This is a genomic window from Roseibacillus persicicus (assembly GCF_014651675.1).
GTDB classification, from domain to species: Bacteria; Verrucomicrobiota; Verrucomicrobiia; order Verrucomicrobiales; family Akkermansiaceae; genus Roseibacillus; species Roseibacillus persicicus.
In genome coordinates, this window is sequence record NZ_BMXI01000002.1 from 317,476 (window position 1) to 341,350 (window position 23,875).

At 57.4% G+C, this 23,875-nt stretch carries 15 protein-coding genes and 1 pseudogene; 9 read left to right on the plus strand and 7 right to left on the minus strand.

Translation table 11 applies throughout. The features are described 5' to 3' along the window. Positions 1 to 45 precede the first annotated feature (45 nt). The 7 genes and pseudogenes from IE099_RS03530 (at position 46) to IE099_RS20755 (ending at position 5,118) form a co-directional block, all read left to right on the plus strand. A complete protein-coding gene (locus IE099_RS03530; protein ID WP_189567403.1) occupies positions 46 to 1,551 on the plus strand; it encodes a sialate O-acetylesterase in 1,506 nt (501 codons plus the stop codon). A 102-nt stretch (positions 1,552 to 1,653) separates the two neighbouring features. After that, on the plus strand, positions 1,654 to 2,376 hold the full coding sequence (locus IE099_RS03535; protein WP_189567405.1) for a DUF2293 domain-containing protein: 723 nt from the start codon (positions 1,654 to 1,656) through the stop codon (positions 2,374 to 2,376). 74 nt (positions 2,377 to 2,450) lie between these two features. Next, the gene (locus IE099_RS03540; protein ID WP_189567407.1) at positions 2,451 to 2,936 is read left to right on the plus strand and encodes a DUF4365 domain-containing protein; all 486 of its coding nucleotides are present in this window, start codon (positions 2,451 to 2,453) and stop codon (positions 2,934 to 2,936) included. Further along, on the plus strand, positions 2,933 to 4,054 hold the full coding sequence (locus tag IE099_RS03545) for a hypothetical protein (RefSeq protein ID WP_189567409.1): 1,122 nt from the start codon (positions 2,933 to 2,935) through the stop codon (positions 4,052 to 4,054). The genes IE099_RS03540 and IE099_RS03545 overlap by 4 nt, the downstream gene beginning before the upstream one ends. A gap of 214 nt (positions 4,055 to 4,268) precedes the next feature. After that, positions 4,269 to 4,454 (plus strand): hypothetical protein, encoded by a 186-nt coding sequence (locus IE099_RS03550; protein ID WP_189567411.1) that lies wholly within the window; start codon positions 4,269 to 4,271, stop codon positions 4,452 to 4,454. Positions 4,455 to 4,526: 72 nt separating this feature from the next. Continuing rightward, positions 4,527 to 4,724 (plus strand): hypothetical protein, encoded by a 198-nt coding sequence (locus tag IE099_RS03555; protein WP_189567413.1) that lies wholly within the window; start codon positions 4,527 to 4,529, stop codon positions 4,722 to 4,724. A 9-nt stretch (positions 4,725 to 4,733) separates the two neighbouring features. Further along, positions 4,734 to 5,118, plus strand: a pseudogene (locus IE099_RS20755) (deiodinase-like protein). 192 nt (positions 5,119 to 5,310) lie between these two features. On the opposite strand, the gene IE099_RS03570 reads toward IE099_RS20755, so the two are convergent. After that, positions 5,311 to 5,655: a helix-turn-helix domain-containing protein gene (locus IE099_RS03570; RefSeq protein WP_189567419.1), complete on the minus strand. Its 345-nt coding sequence runs from the start codon at positions 5,653 to 5,655 to the stop codon at positions 5,311 to 5,313. A gap of 80 nt (positions 5,656 to 5,735) precedes the next feature. Here IE099_RS03570 and IE099_RS03575 point away from each other — a divergent pair, with 80 nt between their 5' ends. Continuing rightward, positions 5,736 to 6,260 carry a hypothetical protein gene (locus tag IE099_RS03575; RefSeq protein ID WP_229809370.1) on the plus strand — a complete coding sequence of 175 codons (525 nt, stop codon included), beginning with the start codon at positions 5,736 to 5,738 and terminating at the stop codon, positions 6,258 to 6,260. Positions 6,261 to 6,290: 30 nt separating this feature from the next. Continuing rightward, positions 6,291 to 10,076 carry an ATP-dependent RNA helicase HrpA gene (hrpA, locus tag IE099_RS03580; RefSeq protein WP_189567421.1) on the plus strand — a complete coding sequence of 1,262 codons (3,786 nt, stop codon included), beginning with the start codon at positions 6,291 to 6,293 and terminating at the stop codon, positions 10,074 to 10,076. Between the two features lies 1 nt (position 10,077). Here hrpA and IE099_RS03585 read toward each other — a convergent pair whose 3' ends face one another. The 6 genes from IE099_RS03585 to IE099_RS03610 form a co-directional block, all read right to left on the minus strand. Further along, positions 10,078 to 10,662, minus strand: a complete 585-nt coding sequence (locus tag IE099_RS03585; RefSeq protein ID WP_189567423.1) for a hypothetical protein — start codon at positions 10,660 to 10,662, stop codon at positions 10,078 to 10,080. A 12-nt stretch (positions 10,663 to 10,674) separates the two neighbouring features. Next, the gene (locus IE099_RS03590) at positions 10,675 to 11,217 is read right to left on the minus strand and encodes a hypothetical protein (protein ID WP_189567425.1); all 543 of its coding nucleotides are present in this window, start codon (positions 11,215 to 11,217) and stop codon (positions 10,675 to 10,677) included. Between the two features lie 12 nt (positions 11,218 to 11,229). After that, positions 11,230 to 11,853 (minus strand): hypothetical protein, encoded by a 624-nt coding sequence (locus IE099_RS03595; RefSeq protein ID WP_189567427.1) that lies wholly within the window; start codon positions 11,851 to 11,853, stop codon positions 11,230 to 11,232. Positions 11,854 to 11,880: 27 nt separating this feature from the next. After that, positions 11,881 to 20,544, minus strand: a complete 8,664-nt coding sequence (locus IE099_RS03600) for an immunoglobulin domain-containing protein (RefSeq protein ID WP_189567429.1) — start codon at positions 20,542 to 20,544, stop codon at positions 11,881 to 11,883. Between the two features lie 428 nt (positions 20,545 to 20,972). Continuing rightward, entirely contained in the window at positions 20,973 to 21,602 is a 630-nt protein-coding gene (locus IE099_RS03605) for a LuxR C-terminal-related transcriptional regulator (RefSeq protein WP_189567431.1), read from the minus strand. Beyond that, entirely contained in the window at positions 21,602 to 23,782 is a 2,181-nt protein-coding gene (locus IE099_RS03610; protein WP_189567434.1) for a sensor histidine kinase, read from the minus strand. Before IE099_RS03610 ends, IE099_RS03605 begins: the two co-directional genes overlap by 1 nt. Positions 23,783 to 23,875 lie beyond the last annotated feature (93 nt).

The window sequence follows — 23,875 nt, forward strand, 5'->3', positions numbered from 1 at the left end:
CACCATCTGGGGCGCGAGTCTTTCCCTCGCGTTCTTTTCAGCCTTATGAAAACCTTATCACTTCTCACCCTCTGCGCCTTGAGCCTTCCTTCGCAGGCGGCTTTGCAACTGGCCTCGCCCTTCACCGATCACATGGTTCTCCAGCGCGACCAAAGCGTTCCGGTGTGGGGATGGGCGGATGCGGGCGCGACGGTCGAGGTCGCCTTTTCCGGACAAGTGAAGGAGGCCAAAGCCGATGCTTCCGGGCACTGGCGGATTGACCTCGAGCCGCTCAAGGCCACTTTTGAATCCACGGCGTTGTCAGTAAAGGACTCGTCCGGAGACCAGGTCACCCTCAATGATGTGGTGGTGGGGGAGGTGTGGATTTGTTCGGGGCAATCCAACATGCAGTTTGGGACCAATGCGGTGCCGGAGCTCAGAAGACTTCTTCCGAAGGCCAAGAATCTCCGTTCCTTTCACGTTTCCAATACCGTGGCCTTTGCCGAGCAGAAAACCTGCGAAGGCACTTGGAAGACCGTGCCGCCGAGTAGCGCGGTGGCCTTTGGCTTCGCCTACTTCCTAGAGCAATCCGCGAAGATGCCAGTCGGCATTATCCAGACCTCTTGGGGCAGTTCGTCGATCGAGGCCTGGATGCCGCGCGACATGACCGCGACCGTGCCGCACTTCCAGACCATGATGGAGGAGTTCGATGCCGACACCGCCACCCGCGAGAAAATCCAGAAAGCGCTCGATGCCAAGCCCTGGAGCGGGCAGCAAGACGTCTTTCTTCGCCGCCAGCCGAACATTCTCTACAACGCCATGATGAAACCGCTCGCGCCCTTCGCTTGCCGGGGGCTGGTTTGGTATCAGGGGGAACGCAATACCCAGTCGATGGAGGGCATGGTGAAGGAGCCGTGGTTCTCGCGGAACTCCGGGATGCTGCGTTACGGCGAAGTGTTAAAAAAGTGGATTGAGCGCTACCGTCAGGAGTGGGGGAATGAGGAGATGCACTTTCTCGTCGTGATGCTCCCTGGCTATGGACAGACCCTGCCCTCTAGTCCGGAAAAAGGTCCCGAAAATCCCGCCGCACATTCCTGGGCCTGGCTCCGCGATTCGCAATTGCAGGCGCTCGACCTTCCGCACACCAGCGTCGCCAACACCGTCGACCTCGGGGATATCAAAAACGTGCACCCAAAAGATAAACTGCCCGTCGCGCAACGACTCGCCCTCCTCGCCGAACGCGATACCTTAGGCAAAGAGGTCATCGCCGAAGGCCCGATGAAAACGAAAGTGGAGGCCAAAGGAGACTCCCTCGTCGTCCACTTTAAAAACGCGGAAGGACTCACCACTACAGATGGCAAAGCGCCGACCGGATTTTGGCTAGCCGACAAAAATGCAAAGTGGGTCCCCGCCACCGCCCGTATCGAAGGCGAAACCGCCATCCTCACATCCCCCGACCTCAAGAAGCCTCTCTACACTCGCTACGCCTTCGCCGGAAAGCCCACCGTCAACCTCGTCAACGGAGCAGGCCTCCCCGCCTATCCCTTCCGCAGCGACGACTTTAAGCCGTGAGGTTAGGTGGTCCAACAGAGAAGTTTTTGTGGGTCTGTTAGAACACAGGGTGCAGGCTGGTCTTGCGCGCAATAGGATGTGAGGTTTCTGTTGGGGACAGCGATGAGTAAGACTAATCAAGAGGCGATTGAGGTTCGTCCGGGCGAGGAGGACGGCTATGTCTCCAGCGTTGAGGGGAAGCCGATGAAGATTCCTACTGACTGGGGGCTTCTGCCTCCGGGAGATGCGGCTTTGAGCCGGAGAGTGAAGATGGAGGGCCCGAGTTGGACGGTGGTGGAGTTCAAGCGACGTAAGAAATTTTCTCATGGGATCTTTGCGCCCGCGGATCGGATTGAACAACTGAAGGCAGAGCGCGAAGCGGAGAAGAACGATCCCGCCTATCTCAAGAAACTCGATGCCGGACGTTCGCGCCGCGCCAAGGCGGAGAAGGCCTATGCGGAGGAGTTTGAGCAGGCGGTGTTTCAGTTTCTCGATTTTCATGAAGAGCATCTGGAACTGGCCAATCAGATCGCTAAAGCGGTGGCCGAGCATGCCGTTCCGGTAGGGAGTGGCACGGTGGCTCGCACGCAGCGCATCCCTATCGAGCAGCGTGCGGAATCCGCGGTGATCGCCTGGATGCGCCATCAGACGACCGCTTACGATCACATGCTGATTCCCCGCGAGAAAGGGGCCCGCCGTGAGGTGCGCCGAATGCTGGCCAAGGAGTCGCGCCGCTTGCTGCAGGATTATCGCAGCTCCGGACAGCAGGGGAGCAAGGATTGCCCTTTAAGCCGTGCGTGTGGCAGGTTTTGCAAGCCAAAGAAGGATGATTATCGTTCTTGCTAGCTTCCCTCGAAAGTCCTATTCACTTGGCAAATTTAGTATCTCACAATCCGTCGCTTAGGCTGCCGTCAACGAAGATGACTTTAAATAACCAAAAAGAACAGTTCAGCTCTGCGTATGCACAAGCCGTTGCAAGCGTGGCTGGTTTAAAGATATCAAAATGCGAAGTGGATGACGATAGCATCGACATCACGATCGAACGGTCTGGCGGCCTCGCCGAAAGATTAGACATTCAGCTCAAATGCACCGCCTCTTCCATTCCGGTTAGCGGAGACCTGAGCTTTCCATTAAAGCTCAAAAATTATGAAGATCTCTCACGGGTGACAATCATGCCCAGAATTTTGGTAGTTCTCTTCGTTCCAAAAGACAGCCAAGATTGGATGAAGATTACGGAAGAGCAGGCTCTCATTCGTCACTCCGCTTGGTGGGTCGATTTGAAAGACTCCCCGTCCACAGACAATGATACCTCAGTGACAGTGACGATTCCACGCGACAATCTTTTCCGCCCAGAAATTCTGACCAAATTGCTCGACGAAACTCGTAACCAATTCACCCCAGCATGACCGGTAGCTCTCATCAGATTGACCATCTCACTTCGCACGACGTAGCGGCCTACGTGCGCTCGTCCGGATGGAAGCACATCGGGAACTACGGCCAAGAAGCGAGCGCTTTCGAGAAAAATGAACATCAGCTTCTTATACCCCTCGCCACTGACTTTGCGGACTACGGTCGCCGAATGGCCGAAGTTGTCAGCAGCCTTGCTAAATTTGAAGCGCGTTCGTTGGACGCGGTTCTGAGAGATTTGGCCTATGCATCTGCTGACGTCTTTCGTATCCGACTTCAAAATCCACTCTTTGAGGGTGGCGAAGTCACTTTAGACCAAGGGATTCTTCTCTTCGACAATGCCCAGAAGCTGGTTCATGCGGCAGCCCGCTCAGCAATCAACCCTAAGGCCTATCACCTTGCTCGGGCAGGAACCCAAGCCGAAGATTTTCTCAAGAGAGTTAAACTCGGTCAGACGGAGATTGGCAGCTATATTCTGACTATCGTTTTCCCTATCACCCCAGATCTCTTGGACGATCAAGACGAAGAAGCATCACTTCCTTTTGAGAGAAAAGTTACCCGGGGAATCGTTTCCGGTCTGAATTCGCTTGAAACGGCTCTTCGGTCTCAAGTGGCCAAACCCTCTTTAGAACCGTTTCTGAAGCTAGTGAAAAAGGGAGTCAGTGCGAATCTCTGTGAAGCTATATCCAATATTGGAGAGAAGACAGAAGGAACGATGATCGACACCCAACTCACTTGGGCTAGGAATCGGCGAGCCCCAGAGATGAACACAAAGGCACGCTTTCAAGCTGGAGATTTTTCTTACCTCCGTTCAGCGGCAGAAAACTTGAAGGAGCAGGCTTGGGACGAGGAACTTGTTGTAACAGGACCTGTGACTCGGATCGAAAGTGACGCGGCTCTTTTCGGAGGCGATGTTTTCGTTAATGCTCTCATCGGAGAATCAGTCCGGCGGGTAAAACTCAATCTCGATCAAGACCAATATCAACAAGCGAATCAAGCTCACCTTGCGGGCCAAGCTATCGAAGTGAGGGGGAAAATTGAGAAACAGGGTCGTTACCTCACAATGGTTTCACCTGCTGAATTTTCAGTATTCGAGATAAAGGAAGAGGACCAATAATAAGGAAATGAACAGCGGTGCTTTCAAAGAAGAAACGTCTGGTCTAGGCTGAAGTCTATTCCTTGGGGCCATTCGTCCAGCGTTCAGGTAAGTTCGCACATCGCCACTTTTTTCATCCTATTCAACAGTGCTATTTGAATTATGAAGTAGGTCTGGTTCTGGAAATGGAAAATGAAAAAATGTCTGACCCCTTACAAAACTCTTTGATGAGAAAATGGGAGGTTCCTTCCACTTGGCCTTCGGGGCCGGCTATCCCGAGACTGGGAACACCAACAAGAGTGCCTTGCATTGGGACTTGATCGCCGGGTTGGGCGAGGGTTCTCGAGTCACCCTCGATGGCAAACCGTTCTGTGTGGATGGGGTCTTTGTCGAGATGCCGCCAGAGGTTCAGTGGCTCTAGCTGATGACCCGCGCGGCGGGAAAGTTTGACCAGAGTTGCAACTCTCCCAAGTGGCGGGGTTGAACTTGTCAGATGAAAACGCCGCTCCTCTCTCTTCTCCTGTTGCTTTCCCTTCCGCTCGCTGCGCAATCGCGGCGGGGCACTGACATCGCGCCCAAGGTGGGGGACGCGATTCCCAAGGTGGAGGTGGTGAAGTTGGAGGGCGAGGGAAAGGTGGATCTTTCCAAGCCGGAGAAAGTCACCGTTCTCATCTTTGGCTCCCACACCTGAGGACCTTTCATGAGGCTGGCCGGGCGCCTGCAGAAGCTTTACGAAACCTACGGGGAAGATGCCGATTTCTGGTGGATCTATATCCAGGAAGCTCACCCCACGGATGGTCGCCGTCCCAGTAAGACGGTCCAAATCGAGTCGCACAAAACCTTCGACGATCGGCAGACGGCTGCTGAAGGATGTTCCAATATCGGTGCTGAAGGTCCCCGTCTTGCTGGACGATATGAATGATTCCGCCGCCACCGCCTATTCCGCGAGCCCGGAGCGATTCTTCATCTTGGGAGCCGATGGAAAAGTGGCGTATGCCGGTGAACGCGGCCCATTCGGAGTGGATATCGATGCTCTCGAGGCACGATTGAAGGAATTGTTGGTTGAGACGTGGAGTTCGCAATAGCTGGCAAGCGTGGAGGGTGAAACGGGGTTGTTGCTGAGGACGCAACACCTTTGGTGTTGGGGGATTTGAGGGAATGGTGACCCAGGGTAGGCTCCGCCAGCCCTAGGCTGAGAGACGCAACACCGTTGGTGTTGACGAGGGCAAGGTGGGTGGTTTTGAAATGGAATCGTTGGCTGGCTGAAGTATGAGGTTTCAGGTGACGGGTTTGTCTTTGGCGCGCGGACGGCGGCGGGTGGAGAAGAGGGAGGTGCGGCGTTCGAGGGGAATAGACTCGTAGCAGACGGCGACGAGCTCTCTGAGGCGGGGTGCGACTCGTGATTTGGGGTTCCAGCTGTAGACGAGAGTTCGGCCTTGTTTCTTGGAGACGAGGACACCGGCTAGGCGAAATTTTTCCAACTGTCGTTGAATCGGTTCGAGGCTAAGATCGAGGTCGTTGGAGACTGCTCGTCCGTAGGTTTCGCCGTGGTGGAAGAGGTGGAGTAGAACTGCTTCGGCTGAGCGGCTACCAAGAATATCCCCCAAGGCTGATAAATTCATGACTTGAAAATAGGGTCAAATGACTTTAATTTCAAGTCGAAATGAATGAATCTATATCAGAGCCCAATTGGGCAGTCGCTATGGAGGAGGACGTCTGGAGGTTTCTTGCGTGGCATCTGCAGAAGGCTGGAATCGAAACGGTGTTGGTGGGCGGCGCGGTAGTCGCGATCTATACTGAGGGGCTCTATCAGTCGGGAGACCTAGACATGGTTCCTGATGAATTTGAGCGGAAACGAATTGAAGAGGTTTTGACGGCGATTGGCTTTGAGGCTCGGGCGGGTAGGTATTTCGGCCATCCCCAATGTGAGCATCTTCTGGTCGAGTTTCCGAAGGGGCCAGTCGAGCTAGGGGAAGAGTTTCCGGTGACGCCTGCAGAGGAGTTGGTGTCGGGTGAAATTCTGAAAATTTTATCACCAACCGACTGTGTGAAAGATCGGCTGGCAGGTTATATCCACTGGCAGACCCGTGACACGTTTGACCAGGCGGTGTTGGTTTGTAAGAAACAAGCAGAGAGAATCGACTGGAGTGTCTTGAAAAACTGGTGCAAACGCGAAGGCGCACTTGGGGCTTACGAAGAACTAGAGAAAGCGGTGCAAAGAGAGTAATAGGGCTTTAGTCCCGTCCTGACATCATTGATGAAAATCACCTATCCAGAACTCCCGGTTTCTTCTCGCAAGGAAGAGATTCTGGAGGCGATGCGCTCGGCGCAGGTGGTGGTGGTGGTGGGGGAGACGGGCTCGGGGAAGACGACGCAGTTGCCGAAGATGGCGCTGGAGTTGGCTTTGGCCGAGGGCAAGCGGGGGATGGTGGGTTGCACGCAGCCGCGTCGATTGGCGGCGACCAGTGTGGCCAAGCGGGTGGCAGAGGAGCTGAAGGTTCAGCCCGGCAACGAGGTGGGCTACGAGGTGCGTTTCGACAAGCGGACCACGAAGGATACCCAGCTGAAGTTCATGACCGATGGAATCCTGCTCGCGGAGCTGCAGGGGGACCGGGACTTGCGCAAGTATCACACCATCATCATCGATGAGGCCCACGAGCGGTCGCTGAATATTGACTTTTTGCTGGGGATTCTGAAGCAGCTGTTAGAGCGGCGGAAGGATCTGCGGGTTGTGATTTCCTCGGCGACGCTGGACGCGGGAAGTTTTTCGAAGTTCTTTGCCTCGGGTGGTGGACGTTCCGTCCCCCTTGATTCTGGAATGGAACGCGTGGACGAGACGTCCACGCCACAGGCTCCCATGGTGCTGGTGGAGGGGCGGACCTTTCCCGTGGAGGATTTCTTTTTGCCTCCTTCGAGTGGTGAGTATCTGGCGGACCAGGTGGTGCGTGGGGTGGAGTGGGTGGATGCCTACGACAGGACCGGTGATGTGCTGGTCTTTTTGCCCGGGGAACGGGAGATTCGTGAGGCGGCCAATGCGGTGGAGGATAGAGGGTTTCGCGATACCGAGGTGCTGCCGGTTTTTGCCCGGTTGTCGATGGGGGACCAGCAGCGGGTTTTTTCACCCAGTCGCAAGCGACGCATCGTGCTTGCGACAAATGTGGCGGAGACTTCGCTGACCATTCCGGGCATTGTCTATGTAATCGATAGTGGGCTAGCGCGCGTGAGCCGGTGGTCGCCGCAGCGGGGGATTCAGCGTTTGCAGATCGAGCAGATTTCGCAGGCCAGTGCCCGACAGCGACGGGGGCGATGTGGGCGGGTGCGCGATGGGGTGTGCGTGAAGCTTTATGATGAGATGGATCTGGAGGAAGCTTCAGAGTTCACCGACCCGGAGATTCGGCGCAGTTCCTTGGGCGGGGTCATTCTCAAGATGAAGGCTCTGGGCTTAGGCGAGATCGAGGACTTTCCCTTTGTCGACCCGCCGAACAGCAAGGCAATCAAGGAGGGGATGAAGACCCTCGAGGAAGTCGATGCCTTGCAAGCCGATGGACGTAATGGGCTTTCCGAGGTGGGTTGGCGGCTGGCGAAGTTGCCGCTCGACCCGCGCTTGGGCCGCATGTTGGTGGAGGCCGAAAAGCGTGGGGTGCTGGCGGAGATGCTGGTGATCGTGGGCGGACTGTCGGTGATGGATGTGCGCGAGCGACCCGAGGGCAAGGAGGATGCCGCCAATCAGGCGCAGGCAAAGTTCCGCGACGGTCGTTCGGACTTTGTCGCGTTGTTGAAGATTTGGAATGCGGTCTCGAAGCTGCGGGATGGCAAAGGGCGTTTTCAGCGGAATCAGTTGCGCAAGTTTTGTCAGAAGAACTACTGCAACTTCCGGAGGTTGGTGGAGTGGGACCAGGTGGTGGGGGAGATCGAGCGCAGCTTTTGTGGAAAAGGGCAAAGGCCCGATCCGCGTAAGCTGACCTTCGAAGTGGAGGTTGGTGAGGGGAAGGGTTCGCGCAATCGGGCGGCCAAGTATTATAAGGAAATTCACTGTGCCTTGCTGGCGGGAATGCCGCGTTCGGTGGGCCTGTGGGACAAGGAGAAGAAGCTCTACAAGGGCGTGGGAGGAATGGGCTTTGCCATTTTTCCCGGCTCGGGATTGTTCAAGGAGAAGAAGCGGCCGGAGTGGGTGATCGCCTTCGAGCTGGTGGAGACCTCGCGTCTGTGGGCGCGCAAGGTGGCGTGGATGCAGTCCGAGTGGGTGGAGGAAGTGGCGCCGCATTTGTGCAAAAAGCGTTATCACTCGCCGGCTTGGGACGAGAGTCAAGGGGCGGTCTATGGCAAGGAGACTGTTCTGTTAGGCGGGCTTACCGTAGTGCCCGGGCGGGCGGTGTTCTTTGGCCGGGTTTCGCCCAAGGCGGCGCACGAGGTCTTTATCCGGGAGGCGATTCTGGAGGGGCGTTTGGTGAAGGGCGGAGGAGCGGTTCCGCCGTGTCTGGAGCGCTTGGCGAAAGTGCGTCGACAAGTGGCGTCGGCGGAGCGGAAGTTGCGGCGCGTGGGCGGGATGTGGCTGGAGGAGTATGCCTACGATTTTTACTTCGCGCGTATTCCGGTGGAGGCGACTACGGCGAAGGCCTTTCATGCCTGGCGTCGGCAGGACCAGAATGAGGAAAAGCTCATGATTGGGATTCGCGATGTCGTCTGGGAGGAAGGCATCGAAAGCCGTCTCATGCTTTTTCCCGATGTCGTTGAGCATGGGGGACGCGAGTGGTTGGTGGAGTATGTCTGCGATGTGGAGGCCGATGATGATGGCTTGGTCTTCGAGCTGGAATTGGCGGAGCTGCCGCATCTGCCCGACTACCTACCGGGCTGGGTGGTACCGGGTCTGTTAGAAGAGCGGGTGGAGTTACTGATCCGCAGCCTGCCCAAGGACTGGCGCACGCGGTTCCAGCCCGTGAAGGGAACAGCGGAGGATTTTCTAAAAGAGTGGACGGGGTGGGAGCCTCAGGTTGACCTGTTAGAAGCGCTTGGCGAGTTTTTGTCGGGAATCGCGGGAGTTGTGATCGAGCCCACCATGTTCGACGAGTCGCGCTTGCCCAAGTGCCTGCGCCCAACGGTGACGGTGCGTGATGAGAAGGGGAAGGTGCTCGCGTTCTCGGAAGATGTGCGGGAGGTGAAGGAGAAGCTCGCGGGGCTGCTGAGGTCGCGACGCGAGGCGGCGGCGAACGAGGAGTGGGAGATGACGGGCGGAACGTTCTGGTCTTTCGGTGATTTGCCGCAGGAGGTGGATGGGGTCTATCCGGCTTTGGTTGACGAAGGGAGTTCGGTGGGGACACGGGCGTTTCTTGATCAAGAAGAGGCGGAAGAAAGTCACCGTGCGGGGGTGGTGAGACTGTTTTGGTTGGACCACGGGTCCATGCTGCGTGGGCATCTGAAGCGCGGGTTCCTGCGGCCTTTGGCGAAGCTGGTGTTTGGGCCGAATCAAAAGGAAGCCCTGGATGAGCAGGTGATGCGGGTGGCGGTGGAGGGGGCCTTTCTCAAGAAATTCGACGAGTTGCCTCGCACGGCGGAGGAGTTTGCAGCGGCCTCGGAGGTGGCGCGGGGCTGGGTTCTGGACGTGGCCAAGTCCATCGCGTCCCAACTGGAAGCGGCGGCGGAGAGCTACGAGAAATCGAGTCGGTGGATTCGGAGCAAGGCTGATGAGAAGCTCTACATCGAGACCGTGGCGGACCTGACCGAGGAGCTGGAGTGGCTTTCGCGAGATGGCTTTTTGTGGAAAGCGGGAGCTCATCGCGCGCTGCGTTATGCGCGACACTTTGATGCCATCGAGGAACGACTCAAGCGCATGGACAGCCTACCGCTAGTCAAGGATGAAGAAAAGCGACGCCAGTTGGATGTGCTGTGGCTGGACTGGCTGAAGCAGTGGCGTGCCCGGCCGGAGGCGGCGAGGCTTTGGCGGGTGGGCTGGCTGTTAGAGGAGTGGCGGATTCAACTCTTTGCCCCTGGCGTGCCGCGCGAAGGCAAGGTGAGTGAGAAGATTATAGCGAAGGCCCTGAAGTGATTCACCAGCCCACTTTGGAGAAGCGTTCGGGAGACTCCAGATCGTTGAATTCGGTCTGAAGACGGTAGTAGCCCACGCGGCCATCGGGGGAAGTCAGCGGGAAGGCTTCGGTGGCCCACATCTCGCCGTTGTTGCCGCCGGAGGTCTCGATGAAGAACTTCACCTCCTGGCCCATGATGCGGGTGGATTGCCACTCTTGCGGGGTCGAGGGACCCATGCCGCCCATCGGTGGCGGGGTTTCGCCGAAAGTGAGGAGGGGTTCAGGTGAGCCGGTGATGGTGAAGTTGTCAAAGGAGCTCTCGGGGTCGTTGTAGTAGAGTCGGTAAAGTCCCTCGGGAGAGGTGAGGATCTCCGGCTTGCCCCATTTCTTTTCCAGAAAGGATGATTTGAGAATGGGGACCTTGATGGCGGTGAGGGATTTGGCCTCTTGGAGTGATTCGCGGAGCTCGGCCTGATGGGCTTGCCACTTTTTCTCGGTGGTTTCGGCTGGGGCCGCTTCAGGTTGGGTGCTGTTGGTTGAGCAGGCCCAAGTGATGCAGCAAAGAATGCCAGCCAAGCCCACAAGGGAGAAGAGAGGGGATTTCATCGTTTTTTGATTCTACCAGCCAACCTTCGAGAAGCGGGCGGGGGCGGCTCCGGTCACGCTTTCGATAACAAGCCGGTAGTAGCCAGTTTTTCCTTCCGGAGAAGTGAGAGGAAATCCTTCCGTGGAGTAGTAGCTGCCGTCCGCACCATCAGCGACATCCTCCTGATACCAACGAACGGTTTGGCCCATGACTCGGGTTGATTTCCAGCTCTGGGGAGTCTTGATGCCGGGGTCGTCTTCGTAGAGACCATCCCGCGAAGGAGTGGTCAGGACGGGCGGCTTCGCCCTTTTGGGAAAGGGCTTGGTGGAGCCGTAGATGACGAGTTGCTCAAAGGGGTCGCTCTGATGTCGGTAGCGGATTTCGTAGGATTGGCCGTCGTTCGAGACCGTCTGCCATTGCTGCTCCCAGCCCTTGCCCAGTCCCCGGGCAGTGAGAACCGGAGCGTCGACATCGAGGGTGGTCGCGGGAAGGTTGGCGTTTTCGGGAGTGTCGGTCGAGCTGCAGGCAGCCAAACCGACAAGCGCTGTCGCGAGGAATGGGAGAAGGGTTTTCATGGCGGAAGAATTCTACCAACCCACCTTGGAAAAGCGAGCCGGGGCTTGTCCGGTGATGGTCTCGATAACAAGCCGGTAATAGCCAACCCGGTCATCGGGGCCAGTCAGACGAATTCCCACGGTGGAGAAGTATTCGCCATCCGCCCCGCCGCCGGTGCTCTCAATATACCAGGGCACGGTTTGGCCCAGAACGGTGGTGCTCTGCCAGCGCTGTGTTTTTTCCACCGTGCCCAGTCCGCCATTGACCATCTCTTCAGAAAGAATCTTGGGCGGAGCGATGGGACGGGGGAACGGCTTGGGCGAACCGTAGATGAGGAGGCGTTCGAAGGGACGGTTGGGGTCTTCGTAGGTCAGGCGGTAGAATCCTTGGGGAGAAGTTTCCACCGAAGGCTTTCCCCACGAGGACTCCAGGGAAGGAGCGCGCAAGACCGGGATGGAAAGAGCGGCGAGGGAGCCTCCCTCGTTGAGACTGCTCATCACAATCTCATTAGCCTTTTCCCATGAGGGGTCGATGACCGAGACCGAGCTCTGCGGCAGGTTGGACAGGGTGGTGCGCGGAGTGGTGGGGCCGCAGGCGGTGGCAAGGACACCGAGGCAAAGCGCTCCAGCGAAGAACAGGGTGGTTGTTGTTTTCATACCTTTGTTAGATTGAGGACTATCGAACTAGCGGCTTCCCACGACCCGGGCATAGGCGGTGGGGGCGACGCTCAGAGGCTGATCGTAGGCGTAGGTGCGGATGTCGTAAAGAGCGTTGAAGGACGCGCTTTCCAGCAAGACCGGATCGATGGTGCCGTCTCCAAAGTTCTGGAGATTGGTGGAGGTCTCCACTTCGAGGGTGGTGCCTTGCAGATCCTTTGGCACCAGCACGGTGAAGGTTTGGTATTGCTCGCCAGCGGCGAAGCCCAAGGTTGGATAGGCGGTGCTGAGGTCGTCACCGGTGCTGGTCCCCGTGTCGGATACCACCTCGGGGGAGGGGCCGGTGGAAGGATCCGTAGAGTAGATGAACTCTAACAAATTGGGGAAGTCGTCGCCATCCGGGTCGTCGTTTTCCCCGAGCTCGTTGGCTGGGAGGTTGAAGTTGGCGAGGTAGTCGAGATAGGGATCCGAGGGGGAGTCCAGGTATCCGTTGAGCACTACGATTTTTCCGACGTTCTCGCCATTGTAGGTGTTGAATCCTCCTCCACACCAAATACGGCCTTGCGCGTCGACCTTGATGACCTCCGGGTAGCTGCCATCGAAGCCGGAGCCGGGATTGAAATCGGGTTCGGGCACTCCATCGCTGTTGACGATCACTATGTTGTTCATCGTCTGTCCGCTGTAGGTGGAGAACTGACCAGCGATGATGCTGCGGGTGCTGTCGAACTGAGCGAGTTCGTAGACGCGGGTGTTGGGGCCGCCGGAGTTGGCGAGGCTGGGCCAAGTTGCGCTGCGGTTGCCGCTGGCGTCGACTTTTTCGATGTAGGGATAGCTGATGCTGCCGGTGAGCACTCCGCCGTCATTGGTTGGGATGACATCGGAGATGGTGAGGTTTCCATTGTAGGTGTAACCGGAAACGGGGGCTCCTGTCGCATCGATGCGAACTTGTCGGGTGCTGCCGGGATAGCCTCCGCCTGCCAAATAGTAATCGCTTCCTACGCAGGTGATGTCTTCGACAGCGCTTGTCGCTTGTGAGACGAAGCTGGTATCGACGCTACCGTCTTCATTCAGGCGACAGACATATGCCGTGCCAGATTGGCCCGCGAAGCTCGTGAAGTAACCTGTGACCATTACCTGATTGTTAGGGAGAACTTTGACCTGGAGGATGTCACTATTCGGTCCGGTCCCCGGGTCGAAAGTGGAGTCGATGGTGCCATCGGAGTTGATTCGTGCGATGTAGTTGATGTTAACAAAGGACCCATTGGCATTGAGTTGGGTGAAGCGACCACCCACGAGATAGCGACCGTTGGAATCGATATCAATGGAGGCAATGTTACCGTTTCCGACGACCTGTGGGAAAGTGAGGTCCGGGGTTCCGTCGGCATTGATTTTGGTCAAATACCGTCGACTGGACGAGCCGTTGGGATGGGTGAGCGAGGTGAAGAAGCCACCTGCCACAAAGCTGCCGTCATCATTGGGATAGAGTGCGCGGACAGTGCTGTTGAAACTGGGCAAAACAATCGAGCGATCCCGCGAGGCGGGAAGGCGCACGACGTCGAGGTCGACGGTGAGGGAGTCAACGCTGCCAAGACCGTTGGAGATGCGCACGAAGACGGTTCCGCTGTCTTCGAGAGAGAGGTCGCTGAGAGTGAGCTCGGCGGTGGTGGCGCCAGTGATATTCGTGTCGTCGCTAAGGGGGGAGCCGTCCTTAAACCATTGATAGCTGACCGGAGAAGCCCCCCGCGCATCCACCGTGAAGACGGAATCAAATCCCGTCTCGACCGTGAGGTCCTCGGGCTGGGCCAGGATTTCGGGGGCGCCCAGCACCACGAGTTCGGCGCTGTTGGAGGTGAGGGTTTCGTTGGTCGTACTATGGGTGACGATCACGCGGTATTCGCCCTCGGCGTTCTCGTCGGCATTGGCAATGCTGAGGGTGTTGGAGGTCGTTCCCGAGATGTCTCCAGTGTCCGTCAAATCAGAGCCGTTCTTTTGCCATTGATAATTGATGGTGTCAGTGGCGGCAGCGGTGACGGAAAAGGTCGCGGTCGTGCCTGGATCGATGGCCGTGGAGGATGGGTGGGAGACGATTGCGAGTTCCAATGGATTGCCATTGAGTAGGACGAGTCGCGAGGCATCAGATCCCCGATAGGTGGAAAATCCACCCCCAAGCCAAATTCTGCCGAGGGGCTGGAGGGCAATTGCTTGGACGACGCTGTTGGCTCCGTCCTGAACGTCGAAGCTGGTATCCGTCGTTCCGTCGGAATTGAGCCGGGCGATGGAGCTGGAGCTTTCGTTGTTCGCTTCCGTGAAGTTACCGCCAACGAGGATTTTGCCAGCCGAATCCACTGCCAAACTCCAGGCGTCTCCATTGAGAGAGGTTGAGAAGGTCGGGTCCTCGGTGCCATCGTCGAGGAGGCGGCGCAAGCGCCCGAAGCGTCCGGCGAGCAGCAGTTTGCCGTCAGGTTGCAGGGCCATGGTGTAGACATGATTGGAGTGGGTTCCCTGATAGGAGGAATCGCGCGTTCCGTCCGAATTGAGACGGGTGATGTAGCTCCCGCTCGCCACAGCGGAGAAGGCTCCCCCCACAAGAACCTGATTGTTCGGGAGGGGGATAACCCGGTAAATGGTGTTGAGAGAGGGAGGGCTAAAGTCCTCATCGAGGCTTCCGTCGGCATTCAGTCGGACGAGATAGGCGAAGTTGCTGTCGGAATTGAATTGGTTGAAAATACCACCCGCCAGCACTTTGCCATCGGCAGTGGGTTGAAGGTCGTAAACCGTGTTGTTGGCACCCACCCCGGGATCGAAACCCGGGTCGATGGACAAGTCCGCATTGAGGCGGGCGACTCGTCGACGGGTAGCGCCTCCAATGGATTGGAAGGTGCCGCCGACGAGAATTTTTCCATCGGGGGTCAGAGTCAGGCAACGGACCTGACCATTGGGGTTGAAGTCCATGGTGGTATCGAGCGAACCATCGGCATTGAGCAGGGCGAGCTCGTCGATGGGGTAATATTGTCCATCGAAAGTGATGCTGGAAAATCCACCGCCGACCAGAGTCCGTCCGTCGGGCAAGGGAAGGATAGCATAGATGGTGCTATTGAAGACGAGGCGGTCGTCGAAGTCCGGGCTGATTGCGGCGGGTGCGAAGACCACGGTGACGGTCACCGCATCGGAGCTGGTATCGCCGAAGCTATTGGTGACCACAACGGAGTAAACGCCGGTATCGGTTTCCTCGGTCATCGAGATTGCAAAGGTCTCCGAGGTGGCGCCGGGAATGTCCACGCCGTCTTTTTTCCATTGATAGGTAAGAGTGCCCGCGCCTTGGGCCGAGACGCTCAGTTCGAGAGCGTCGCCGACTTCCAGGTCGAAGGTCGTTTCGGAAAAGGTCAGGATCTCTGGTTCCGCAAGCACTGTGAGAGTTGCGGCCGAACTCGTGCGGTCGCGCCCAGTGATGGTGTTGGTGATGACGACTTCGTAGCGGCCCTCGTCGCTTTCCTGGGCGTTGGCGATAGTCAGGGTGGCTGAGGTCTCACCAGTGAGCTCCAGGCCATCCTTCAACCATTGGAAAGTGACCGGCGCACCACCCAGACCACTTGCGCTTATGCTGAGTTCCGCAGTGGAACCGAGGTCGGCGAAGGTATTGCCCGGCTGCTCAAGAATGATCACGTCGACCGGGTCGCCATTGAGGAGGGCGTATCCATAGTGAGTGACTCCTTTGAAGGTGTTGAAGCCGCCGCTGACCCAGATTTTTCCGTCTTCGGTGACCTCGATTTTACGAATAGGGCTGTTGAATCCAGTCCCGATATCGAAGAGAGGATCGGGGGAGCCGTCGGAGAGCACACGCGAGAGGTAGGGGGCTTGCGAGTGGGCGGTGAGGTATTTGCCATTGGGCTGAACCGCGATGTCGTAGAGAGTGTTCGAGCCAGTGAATCCCAAGTTGTCGATGGTGGAGAGTAAAGTGCCATCCGCCGAGAGCTGATGGATTCTTTGCGCGGTGCTATTGGCAGCCGCCAGATGGATGTGGCCGTCCAGACCAACATCGAAGGTTACGTAGGCCGGGGTCGTGCCGATGCTTGGATCGAGGATGAAGGTGGTATCGAGTGAACCGTCGGCGTTGAACCGCTGCAATGAACTTGAGGTCATGACGAGCAGTTTTCCATCCGAAGTGAGCATCATCTCCAGCGGAGTGCCCGAGAAGGTCGGGGCGTAGGTCGCGTCGAGAGTGCCGTCGGCATTCAGTCGGTCGATATTGTTGAAGCCACCCAGATAGACCCGGTCCAGAGAATCGACGGCAACCAGTCCGAAGGCAGTGTTGATAGCGGCATCAGCATTGGTGGTGAAGGGCTCGTGGTTCGTGCCGTCCGCATTGAGCTTAACCACATGGTAGTAGTTTCCGTTAATCAGGAAGCCATAGCTGTTCTGGGTGCTGACGAGGATCGGGAGGCCGCTGGAGTCGAGGGCTGCGTCAGTGGAACGGTTGGCGCTGCCGTTGTTAGTTGCCGGAGCAAAGGAGGTGACGGGGGCGCCGCTGGCATCGACTTTGGCGAGGCGATCATTGAACGCTCCGGCGGGATGGGTGATGTTATAGAAGTTTCCGCCGAGATAGGCACCGCCGTCAGGGGTTGGCGTGATGTGCTCCGGGTAGGAAAGCATATAGCTCGCGGGCACGAAGCCATCGACGAGTCCGGTGGGGTCGGGAATGAACTGGATGTTGGCGGGGACCGTGCTGGCCGAGCCCAATGCATTGGTGATGGCGAGGGTGTAGTTCCCCGAGTCTGTGAGCTCGCTACTAGATATCTCGTAGGTGGCGGAATTTGCCCCGGGAATATCAACGCCATTTTTCTGCCATTGCAGGGTGTAGGGACTACTGGCGTAGAACTTGGGCTGGAGGGTGATGCCATCTCCAACGATGAGGGTCTTGGACGCCGGAGACTCTCTCACCTCCGGTGCTCCCAGCACGATGAGTTCAGCGAGGTTGGATGGGAGGGTGAGGTTGGTCTCGGTATTGGTGACGACTACATCGTAGAATGCGGAATCACTTGGAGCGAGGCTACCTACGGTGAGGGTCGATCCGGTTTCGCCGGGAAGGTCGACTCCGTCCTTTCGCCACTGGTAGGCGATGGTGCCGGAGGATACCGCGTCCACGCTGAAGCTCGCACTTTCCCCAACCTCGGCAGCAACGAGTGAGGGGTGTTCCACGATCGCCAGCTCACCGGGGGTGCCGTTGAGCACGACGAGGTGAGGGACGGGATTGCCATTCAAGGTGGTGAAGGCTCCTGCGACCCAAACTCTCCCCGCCTGGTCAACTTCGATGGAGGATACGACATTATTGAAAGGTCCCATCTTGGTGGTGAAATCAGGATCTCCATTCGAGACTGCCAGGTAGGGGGTATTGGCCCGCGGTGAATAAATCGTTCCATTGTCATCGACCCCCAGATCGAAGTAGCTCAGGGAACCTAGAGATGCGGGCGAGGTGTCGAGGCTGCCGTCAGGGTTGATGATCCGAACCCATTGGCTAACGGTGCCGAAGCTCTGCTGGGCGAGGATGGCGAGCTTCCCGTCGTCCATTTTCTCGATTGCGAGAGGCAGGACGTTGGTCGTGAAGTTGAAGCTCTCGTCGCGGGTGCCGTCATCATTCAGTTTGGTGAGGTAGTTCCCCGCGGTTCCGGTGCCGGACGAAGTGAAGCGACCCCCCACGTAGATATGTGAGCCGTCGACCAGGATGGACTCGATGTTAGGGTTGTAGCCAAAGCTCACTTGCGGAAAAGCCGCGTCGAGGCTGCCATCGGCATTGAAGCGGTGCATCGTTTCGTAAACGCCGCTGGTGCCTTCGCCCACGAGGATTCGCCCGGCGTCATCGACTGCGATCACCGAGGGCCGCTTGGTCAGGTTGCTGGTGATCTGTCCGGTGGCAAGGGTGCCGTCGGGATTGAATTTGGCGATAAAGGATTGGCTCTGCCCGTTGACAGTGGTGAAGTATCCGCGCGCGGCTACCCCTCCTCCAGGTAGTGTCACGACCTGTTCGGCCTGTGAATTGAGAGTGATGGTGACCACGGGGACGGTCGGGTCGAGCGAGACTTTTTGAATGATGAATCCCAAGGTCGAGGACTGTCCCGCAACCCACGCGGTTTGATTGTCGATGAGGGCGATCGAGAAAATATTCTGGTCGAGATCGGGAGTAGGGGGAGCCGCCGTGGCGAAGTAGGGAGCGGGTTTCACAAGGACCTCCGCGGAGTCACTGGTAACCGTACCTGCGGCATTGGTGACTTCCACCGTATAGCTTCCGGAGCCCGCGAGGGTGACTGGATCGAGGGTCAGGGTGGCCGCGACTTCCCCCGGCAAAGGCGTGCCATCGCGCAGCCATTGATAGCTCAAAGGTGTCGGGCTGTCTGCCGTCACCGTGAGGGTGAGGGTTTCGTCTTCTTGCAGCTGCTGCGACGGGAGGGGCTGGGTGGCGATTGTGAGAGGGGTGTCGTCGTCGAGGATCTCGATTAGAATCGAGCTATTCGTCCCGGGCCGGGCGTCGGGTGAATAATTCACGAGGACAAGCTGGAGAGTTTCGGTCGATTCAATCTCGCTATCATCGGTGAGGGTGACGGTAATGGTTTTGTCGGCGAGGTCTCCGTCGGCCCAGGAAACAGTTTGGGTCGCGAACGAGTAGTCGGCACTGGAAGCGGTGCCCGCGAATGCGGTGACGTCGACCGAGACCGCGTTCACGGAGGAACCGGAGCGGGTTAGGGTGACCTCGAGGGTGCCATCAGATTCGATGGCCGAGGTCGAGGAAAGGGCAAAGGAGAGATCGGCGGGATCTTTGACCACCACGGTTGCGACCGCAGAGGTGACGGTGCCGTTCGGGTTGGTGACGGTGACCGTGTAATCGCCATCATGCTGGGCTGCGTTGGCATTGGTGGCGAAGTAAAGTGGCGAAGTTGCTCCCGAAATGGGCGAGCCATCTTTGAACCACTGATAGGTCGTGGGGTCTTTGCCGGAAATGGCACCTACTGCCAGTTGGAAAAACTCAAAGGGAGGCACGTAGAGTGGAGATGGTTCGGCAATGATGAGCGGGGGCGAGTTGGAATCGATGATGGTGGCGTAGGTTTCCACCGTGGTCCCGAGCGTGGCGCCTGTGGGGTTGCTGAGAGTGACGGTGAAGACTTCAAGAGTTTCCACCAAGGCGTCAGCCGTTAGAGCGACGTCGATGTATTTCGTTCCCGCTTCTCCCGCCGCAAAGCTGATTGTGCCTGCAGTCGTTGTGTAGTCGCTGCCGGCGGTGGCATTGATGTCGGCAAAAGAGTAATCAACCGTGGCCGCGCCGGTAGCTCCTCCGATGCGGGTGACGGGGACCCGCAAGGTGAGGTCGCATTCTGCAGCCGACACTGCGAAGGTGCCCATTTGGATCGTGCCGGGCGAGTTGGGGATGTAGTCGCCCTCGAAGGCGGCAATCTTGATGGTTGGTTCACCATTGACGCCGCTAAAGCTTCCTCCAGCATAGATCTTGCCGGTGGGAGAGGTGATGGATTGATTGAAGTAGGCAGTGTTGTTGCCCGTGATTCCAGTGCCGGAAGCATTGAAGGTCGCATCGAGCGAACCATCATTATTGATTCGCACCAACTGGGTATTCCCGAGGCTGGGGTCTCGCTTGGAGAGAAGGAAGCGGCCCAGCGGATCCTGACGGAGAGGACGGGCTGAGACTTTTGGCAAAGAGGCGTCCAGCGTGAAGCTGCCGGAGGGAGAGCCGGTCTCGGTGAAGCGCCCCATAAAGTTGTTGCTGCTGGCAGTATTTCCGTAGGACCCGAGTGCGACGATCGTTCCCGCTGGCTCGAGCACCACCCCGGAAAAAGAATCGACGCCCTGAGGGAAGCTGGGAGCGAAAGAACCATCCAAGGAGCCGTCGGAATTGATGCGGGCAAGGATGGGCGCGCTATCCGAGAAGGTGCCTCCCGCAGGACGGGCGCTTCCCACGATGTAATACTTTCCATTCGCGGTAGGAGCAACTTGTCGGATAAAGAGGGTTCCGGCATCGAAAGAGCCAAGTGAAGAGGGGACCACCTGGAAGCTTGTGTCGAGCGAACCGTCGGCATTCAGGCGAGCAATTCCTTCGCGGGAGATGAAGGAGCCACCCTGATTCCGAACTGAATTGAAGCCGCCCGCAATGATGATCTTATCATCGGAGGTAGTGACGACTTCGTCGATGAACTCGGTGTCGATTCCCGCGCTCTGGAAAGTGACGTCGGGGTCTCCGTTCGCGGTGATGCGGACGATGCCGTTGGAGATGAGGGCGTTGGTCGAGGAGCCCGTGGTGACGCCATCCCTCATGCCCTGCATACAACCGACCGCAATGATCTTTCCATCTGATTGCAGCGCGAGTCCATGGACCTCGGGCTGGCCCGGGAGGTCGTAGAAAATGCCCGAACCCTGACCGTTGGGAGTCGCGTCTGCGTGGAAAGTGTGGTCTGTCGTTCCATCCAGATTGAAACGGACCAAAGGAGTGTAAAGCGTGCCGTTCTGGGCCGACATCCAGTTGGAACCCACCAGTAATTTTCCGTCAGGTTGAATCAACATTGAGGCTGGGCCTCCCAGTTGGACCTCGTCGTAGAAGGAGCCTGCGGTGCTGGCAAAGGCCTGGTCAACGGTGTCGGGTGCGGCCCGCAAGGGGAGGCTAAGAAGGGTGAGAGACAGAAGAAGTTTGTTCATTGTCAGTGGGTTGTTGGGTTTTTGATTATGCTGGGATTGGGAAATCTGCTCAAGAGTGAAATCGGATAGCACCTGGTCGGCCAAGGTTCCGATTGAAGGTCGAGGTAGATGTCTGAGGGCAGTGGCTGGAAGTTGCTGCCTTTCAAAAAATGAATCCCCCGTCTTTCGGGCTGTTCAATTCCGTGAGTTTTAGGTTTGTCCAGTTGTTCTGCATTTGCTTGTGAGAGAATGGCCATCCCCGCGAGAAACGCGGAGATGGCGTTATGAGAGCAACAGCCTTATCGTTGTTCGATAGGGAGGTTGCGTTGCTGTTCCCAAGAGACGGATGGTCGTTACCCCTTATGGCAAAGAAGGTTAGTTCCACGCTCTTGCATGAACGTAGATCCGGAATCGGAAACCCGTCTATCCCCTGAACAGGTGGGAAAGCGTTAGAGGCCGAATTTGGTGGCGTAGAACGAGGCCTCCGCTCGCGAGGAGATGGCGAGCTTTTGGTAGATGGACTTGATGTGGGAGGCGACTGTGTTCTCGCTGATGTTCAGTTTTTCAGACACGTCCTTGTTCCGAAAGCCGCGTGAGATCAGGGCGAGAATTTCAATCTCGCGTGAAGTCAGCCCACTGTCTTCCGCCTTCTCCGGACCGGTTTGGCGGAAGTGGTCAATCAGGCGTCTCGCGATAGAGGCGGAGAGAATGGGATTGCCCTGCTCCAGGCGCAGGAGGCTTTCCTTCATCTCAGCTGCGCTTTGTTCTTTCAGGAGATAGCCGGCCGCTCCTGCTGAGAAGGCCGCGAGTAACATCTCGTCTTCCGCCATCACGGTCAGTACCACGGCCAGAGTCTTGTTCTGTTGCCGTTGCAGGTAGCGAAGAATATCCAGGCCCGAACCATCCGGTAGACCCAAATCGACGAGCACCATGGGATGGCAGTCTTTCTCGAGGACACACAGCGCTTCATTGAGCGTGCTCACAAGGGTCGCCTTAATCTCAGGAAAAGCCTCCTCGACAACCCGGCGAACCCAGTTCGCGGTTTCCGGAATATCTTCAACAATCAGTGCCTTCTTCATCACGAACGTTCAGCAAGGGGGAGGCTCACGATGATGACCGCACCCTTTTCCGACTCGGGAAGTGAAAGCTCTCCACCCAATTCTGCAAGTCGAGATTCCATGTTTTTCAACCCATTGCCCGAGTTCCCTTGGATGGGGGGCAGGCCTTTGCCGTTGTCGCTGATGACCGCTTCGAGGTGCTGCTCCCGACCTCTCAACTCGATAGAGGCTCGGGTCGCTTCGGCATGTTTGAGAATGTTGGTGAGTGCTTCTCTCAGGATGGAGCTCATCGCATGCATGGCAGTTCTATCGAGCTCGATTTCTGCCAAGCCAATCTCTTTCCACTCCAAGGCGAGGCCTCCTGTTTCGGCCCGTTGTCGACACTCATTCTCCATGGTCGCGAGGAAGCTGGTGAAGTCTCCTCGCTCCACGGGTTGGTCGTTGATGATTTGGCGGAGCTCGCGGATGCTGTTTCGAATCTTCTCATCCTTCGAGTCGGTTTCGCCTTGATGCAGGGCGCTGAGAAGGTTGCCCATGGTGTTGTCGTGTACGTCGCGGGCGATGCGCTTTCGCTCCTGCAGGATGCCTTTTTTATAAGAGTCGAGGCTATCGAGAATATGGTTCAGCATGGAACGCATTTCCCGGGTCTCCGCGATGTCGCGGGGATGGAACAATCGTCGTCCCTCGCTGGCATGACTGAGGCGAATTCCTGCTTGGCCTAGAATGCCGGGCACCAGTAAATCCAGCCCGTTGCGATCCAAGCCCGCCTCGTTGACTTCGTCAGTCAGGGCGGTGACTTCCAGTGCGGAGAATTCCTGCTGCAGATGGTTTTGCCAAGCTTCCTGCTGCGCGGTGGAGCCGTGGGGGTTGGCGGCGATGGCCATTAGCTTATCGAAGTGAGCGCGGAAGCCTTCCTTCTTTCGCCGAGTAATCATCTTCCAGAGCCAGGCTCGAAATGGCAGCCAAAGTAGCCCCGAGATGAGGAGGGAGAGGCTGAGCGAGGCCCCGGTTGACAATTTGAGTCCATAGAGAAACAGGAGGTCTAACAGCACAAGAAGCAGCACCGCTCCGGTCCAAGTCAGAATTCCCCGCCACCAGTCCCCAATCTCGAAAAGGCGAAAGCGCAGAATGCCGAAAGCGAGTCCCCCATACACGAGGAGAAAGAGTGAAAAGGCGTATCCCTGAATCGAGGAGGTATCGATGCCGAACATCTGCGGTAGCAGAATGAAGACCGCAAAGAGGCTAGTGCCGAGGAGCCATGAGAGGAGGAACCATTGTAACGACGCACGGGCCAAAGGTTCCTTGCGAGTGACGAACCATTGCACCCCTGCAAGGATGAAGGTGGCGAGAACCCCGAGCATTACCAGGAAGCGGCGTGCAAACACCATGGACTCGAAAAAGCCCAGCTGCTGGAGAACAAACCAAAGGACAAAAAGAGAGACCACCGCGATCCCTACCCAGCGGGGAGCAATCTTGCGGGGGTAGTAGAGCAGGAGCGCGACGAAGCTGGCAGCGAAGAGGCTGCCCCCGAGAAAGTTGATATCGCAGGCCCAGCGAAAGGTCTCGCCATCGAAGCCGAGTTCGCGCGTGGTGTAGCATGCGGCCGCCGTGGTGAAGACGAGGGTTGCGGCCCCGCTCAAGAGGAGATAGCGCGCATTCTGTTGCCGGGGTCGAAAGATGAAGACGGAAGCCGAGACCATCCAAGCGAGAAACCCAACAACAACCTGAACCCAAAAATCGGGAGGCAGGCTGGAGAGAGGGCGTCCTTCGGCATCGGGCTTAATGGGGTAAACGGTGCCGTCTGCGGCAATGAGATCAAAGGAGTTGTTTTGGCCGTAGCTCTTGATCTGCGCGATTTCATTTTGGCGGAGAAGAAAGCGACCATATTCCGCAAAGTCTTTCATCAGGCCATCGGGCTCGGTGATCAGGTCGAAGGGCTCGAGCTCAATGCGGTGCTTCATTGACTTTAGAGCCACCACTTCCGTTCCGACCGGAATGTGCTGCGAGGGCCCCTTGGCTGTCACGACCACAATTTGGCTCTCGCTGCCTTCAGCCAATCCCAGCCGGAGACCCATCCACGGTTGACTGGCGGCGATGAAAGTCGACCATCCCGCAACGACCATGCCTATGGCCAGGGCGACTGCCATCCAAGTCTTGGCCGGAAGGTGCAGTTTGAAACTGAGGGTTTTGTGTGAAGGCACAGGGCTGGAAATAGTGAAACCAAGCCAGATGGCAAGCCCAAGCGTAGCAATTGGGGCAATCGTTCGAGGGCGTTTGCTTGGAGATGCAACTTT

What these genes read in the sequence shown, in the direction of transcription:
- IE099_RS03530 (WP_189567403.1), top strand. Translation starts at nt 46, where the DNA reads ATGAAAACCTTATCACTTCTCACCCTCTGCGCCTTGAGCCTTCCTTCG.
- IE099_RS03535 (WP_189567405.1), top strand. Translation starts at nt 1,654, where the DNA reads ATGAGTAAGACTAATCAAGAGGCGATTGAGGTTCGTCCGGGCGAGGAG.
- IE099_RS03540 (WP_189567407.1), top strand. Translation starts at nt 2,451, where the DNA reads ATGACTTTAAATAACCAAAAAGAACAGTTCAGCTCTGCGTATGCACAA.
- IE099_RS03545 (WP_189567409.1), top strand. Translation starts at nt 2,933, where the DNA reads ATGACCGGTAGCTCTCATCAGATTGACCATCTCACTTCGCACGACGTA.
- IE099_RS03550 (WP_189567411.1), top strand. Translation starts at nt 4,269, where the DNA reads ATGGGAGGTTCCTTCCACTTGGCCTTCGGGGCCGGCTATCCCGAGACT.
- IE099_RS03555 (WP_189567413.1), top strand. Translation starts at nt 4,527, where the DNA reads ATGAAAACGCCGCTCCTCTCTCTTCTCCTGTTGCTTTCCCTTCCGCTC.
- IE099_RS03570 (WP_189567419.1), bottom strand. Translation starts at nt 5,655, where the DNA reads ATGAATTTATCAGCCTTGGGGGATATTCTTGGTAGCCGCTCAGCCGAA.
- IE099_RS03575 (WP_229809370.1), top strand. Translation starts at nt 5,736, where the DNA reads ATGGAGGAGGACGTCTGGAGGTTTCTTGCGTGGCATCTGCAGAAGGCT.
- hrpA (WP_189567421.1), top strand. Translation starts at nt 6,291, where the DNA reads ATGAAAATCACCTATCCAGAACTCCCGGTTTCTTCTCGCAAGGAAGAG.
- IE099_RS03585 (WP_189567423.1), bottom strand. Translation starts at nt 10,662, where the DNA reads ATGAAATCCCCTCTCTTCTCCCTTGTGGGCTTGGCTGGCATTCTTTGC.
- IE099_RS03590 (WP_189567425.1), bottom strand. Translation starts at nt 11,217, where the DNA reads ATGAAAACCCTTCTCCCATTCCTCGCGACAGCGCTTGTCGGTTTGGCT.
- IE099_RS03595 (WP_189567427.1), bottom strand. Translation starts at nt 11,853, where the DNA reads ATGAAAACAACAACCACCCTGTTCTTCGCTGGAGCGCTTTGCCTCGGT.
- IE099_RS03600 (WP_189567429.1), bottom strand. Translation starts at nt 20,544, where the DNA reads ATGAACAAACTTCTTCTGTCTCTCACCCTTCTTAGCCTCCCCTTGCGG.
- IE099_RS03605 (WP_189567431.1), bottom strand. Translation starts at nt 21,602, where the DNA reads ATGAAGAAGGCACTGATTGTTGAAGATATTCCGGAAACCGCGAACTGG.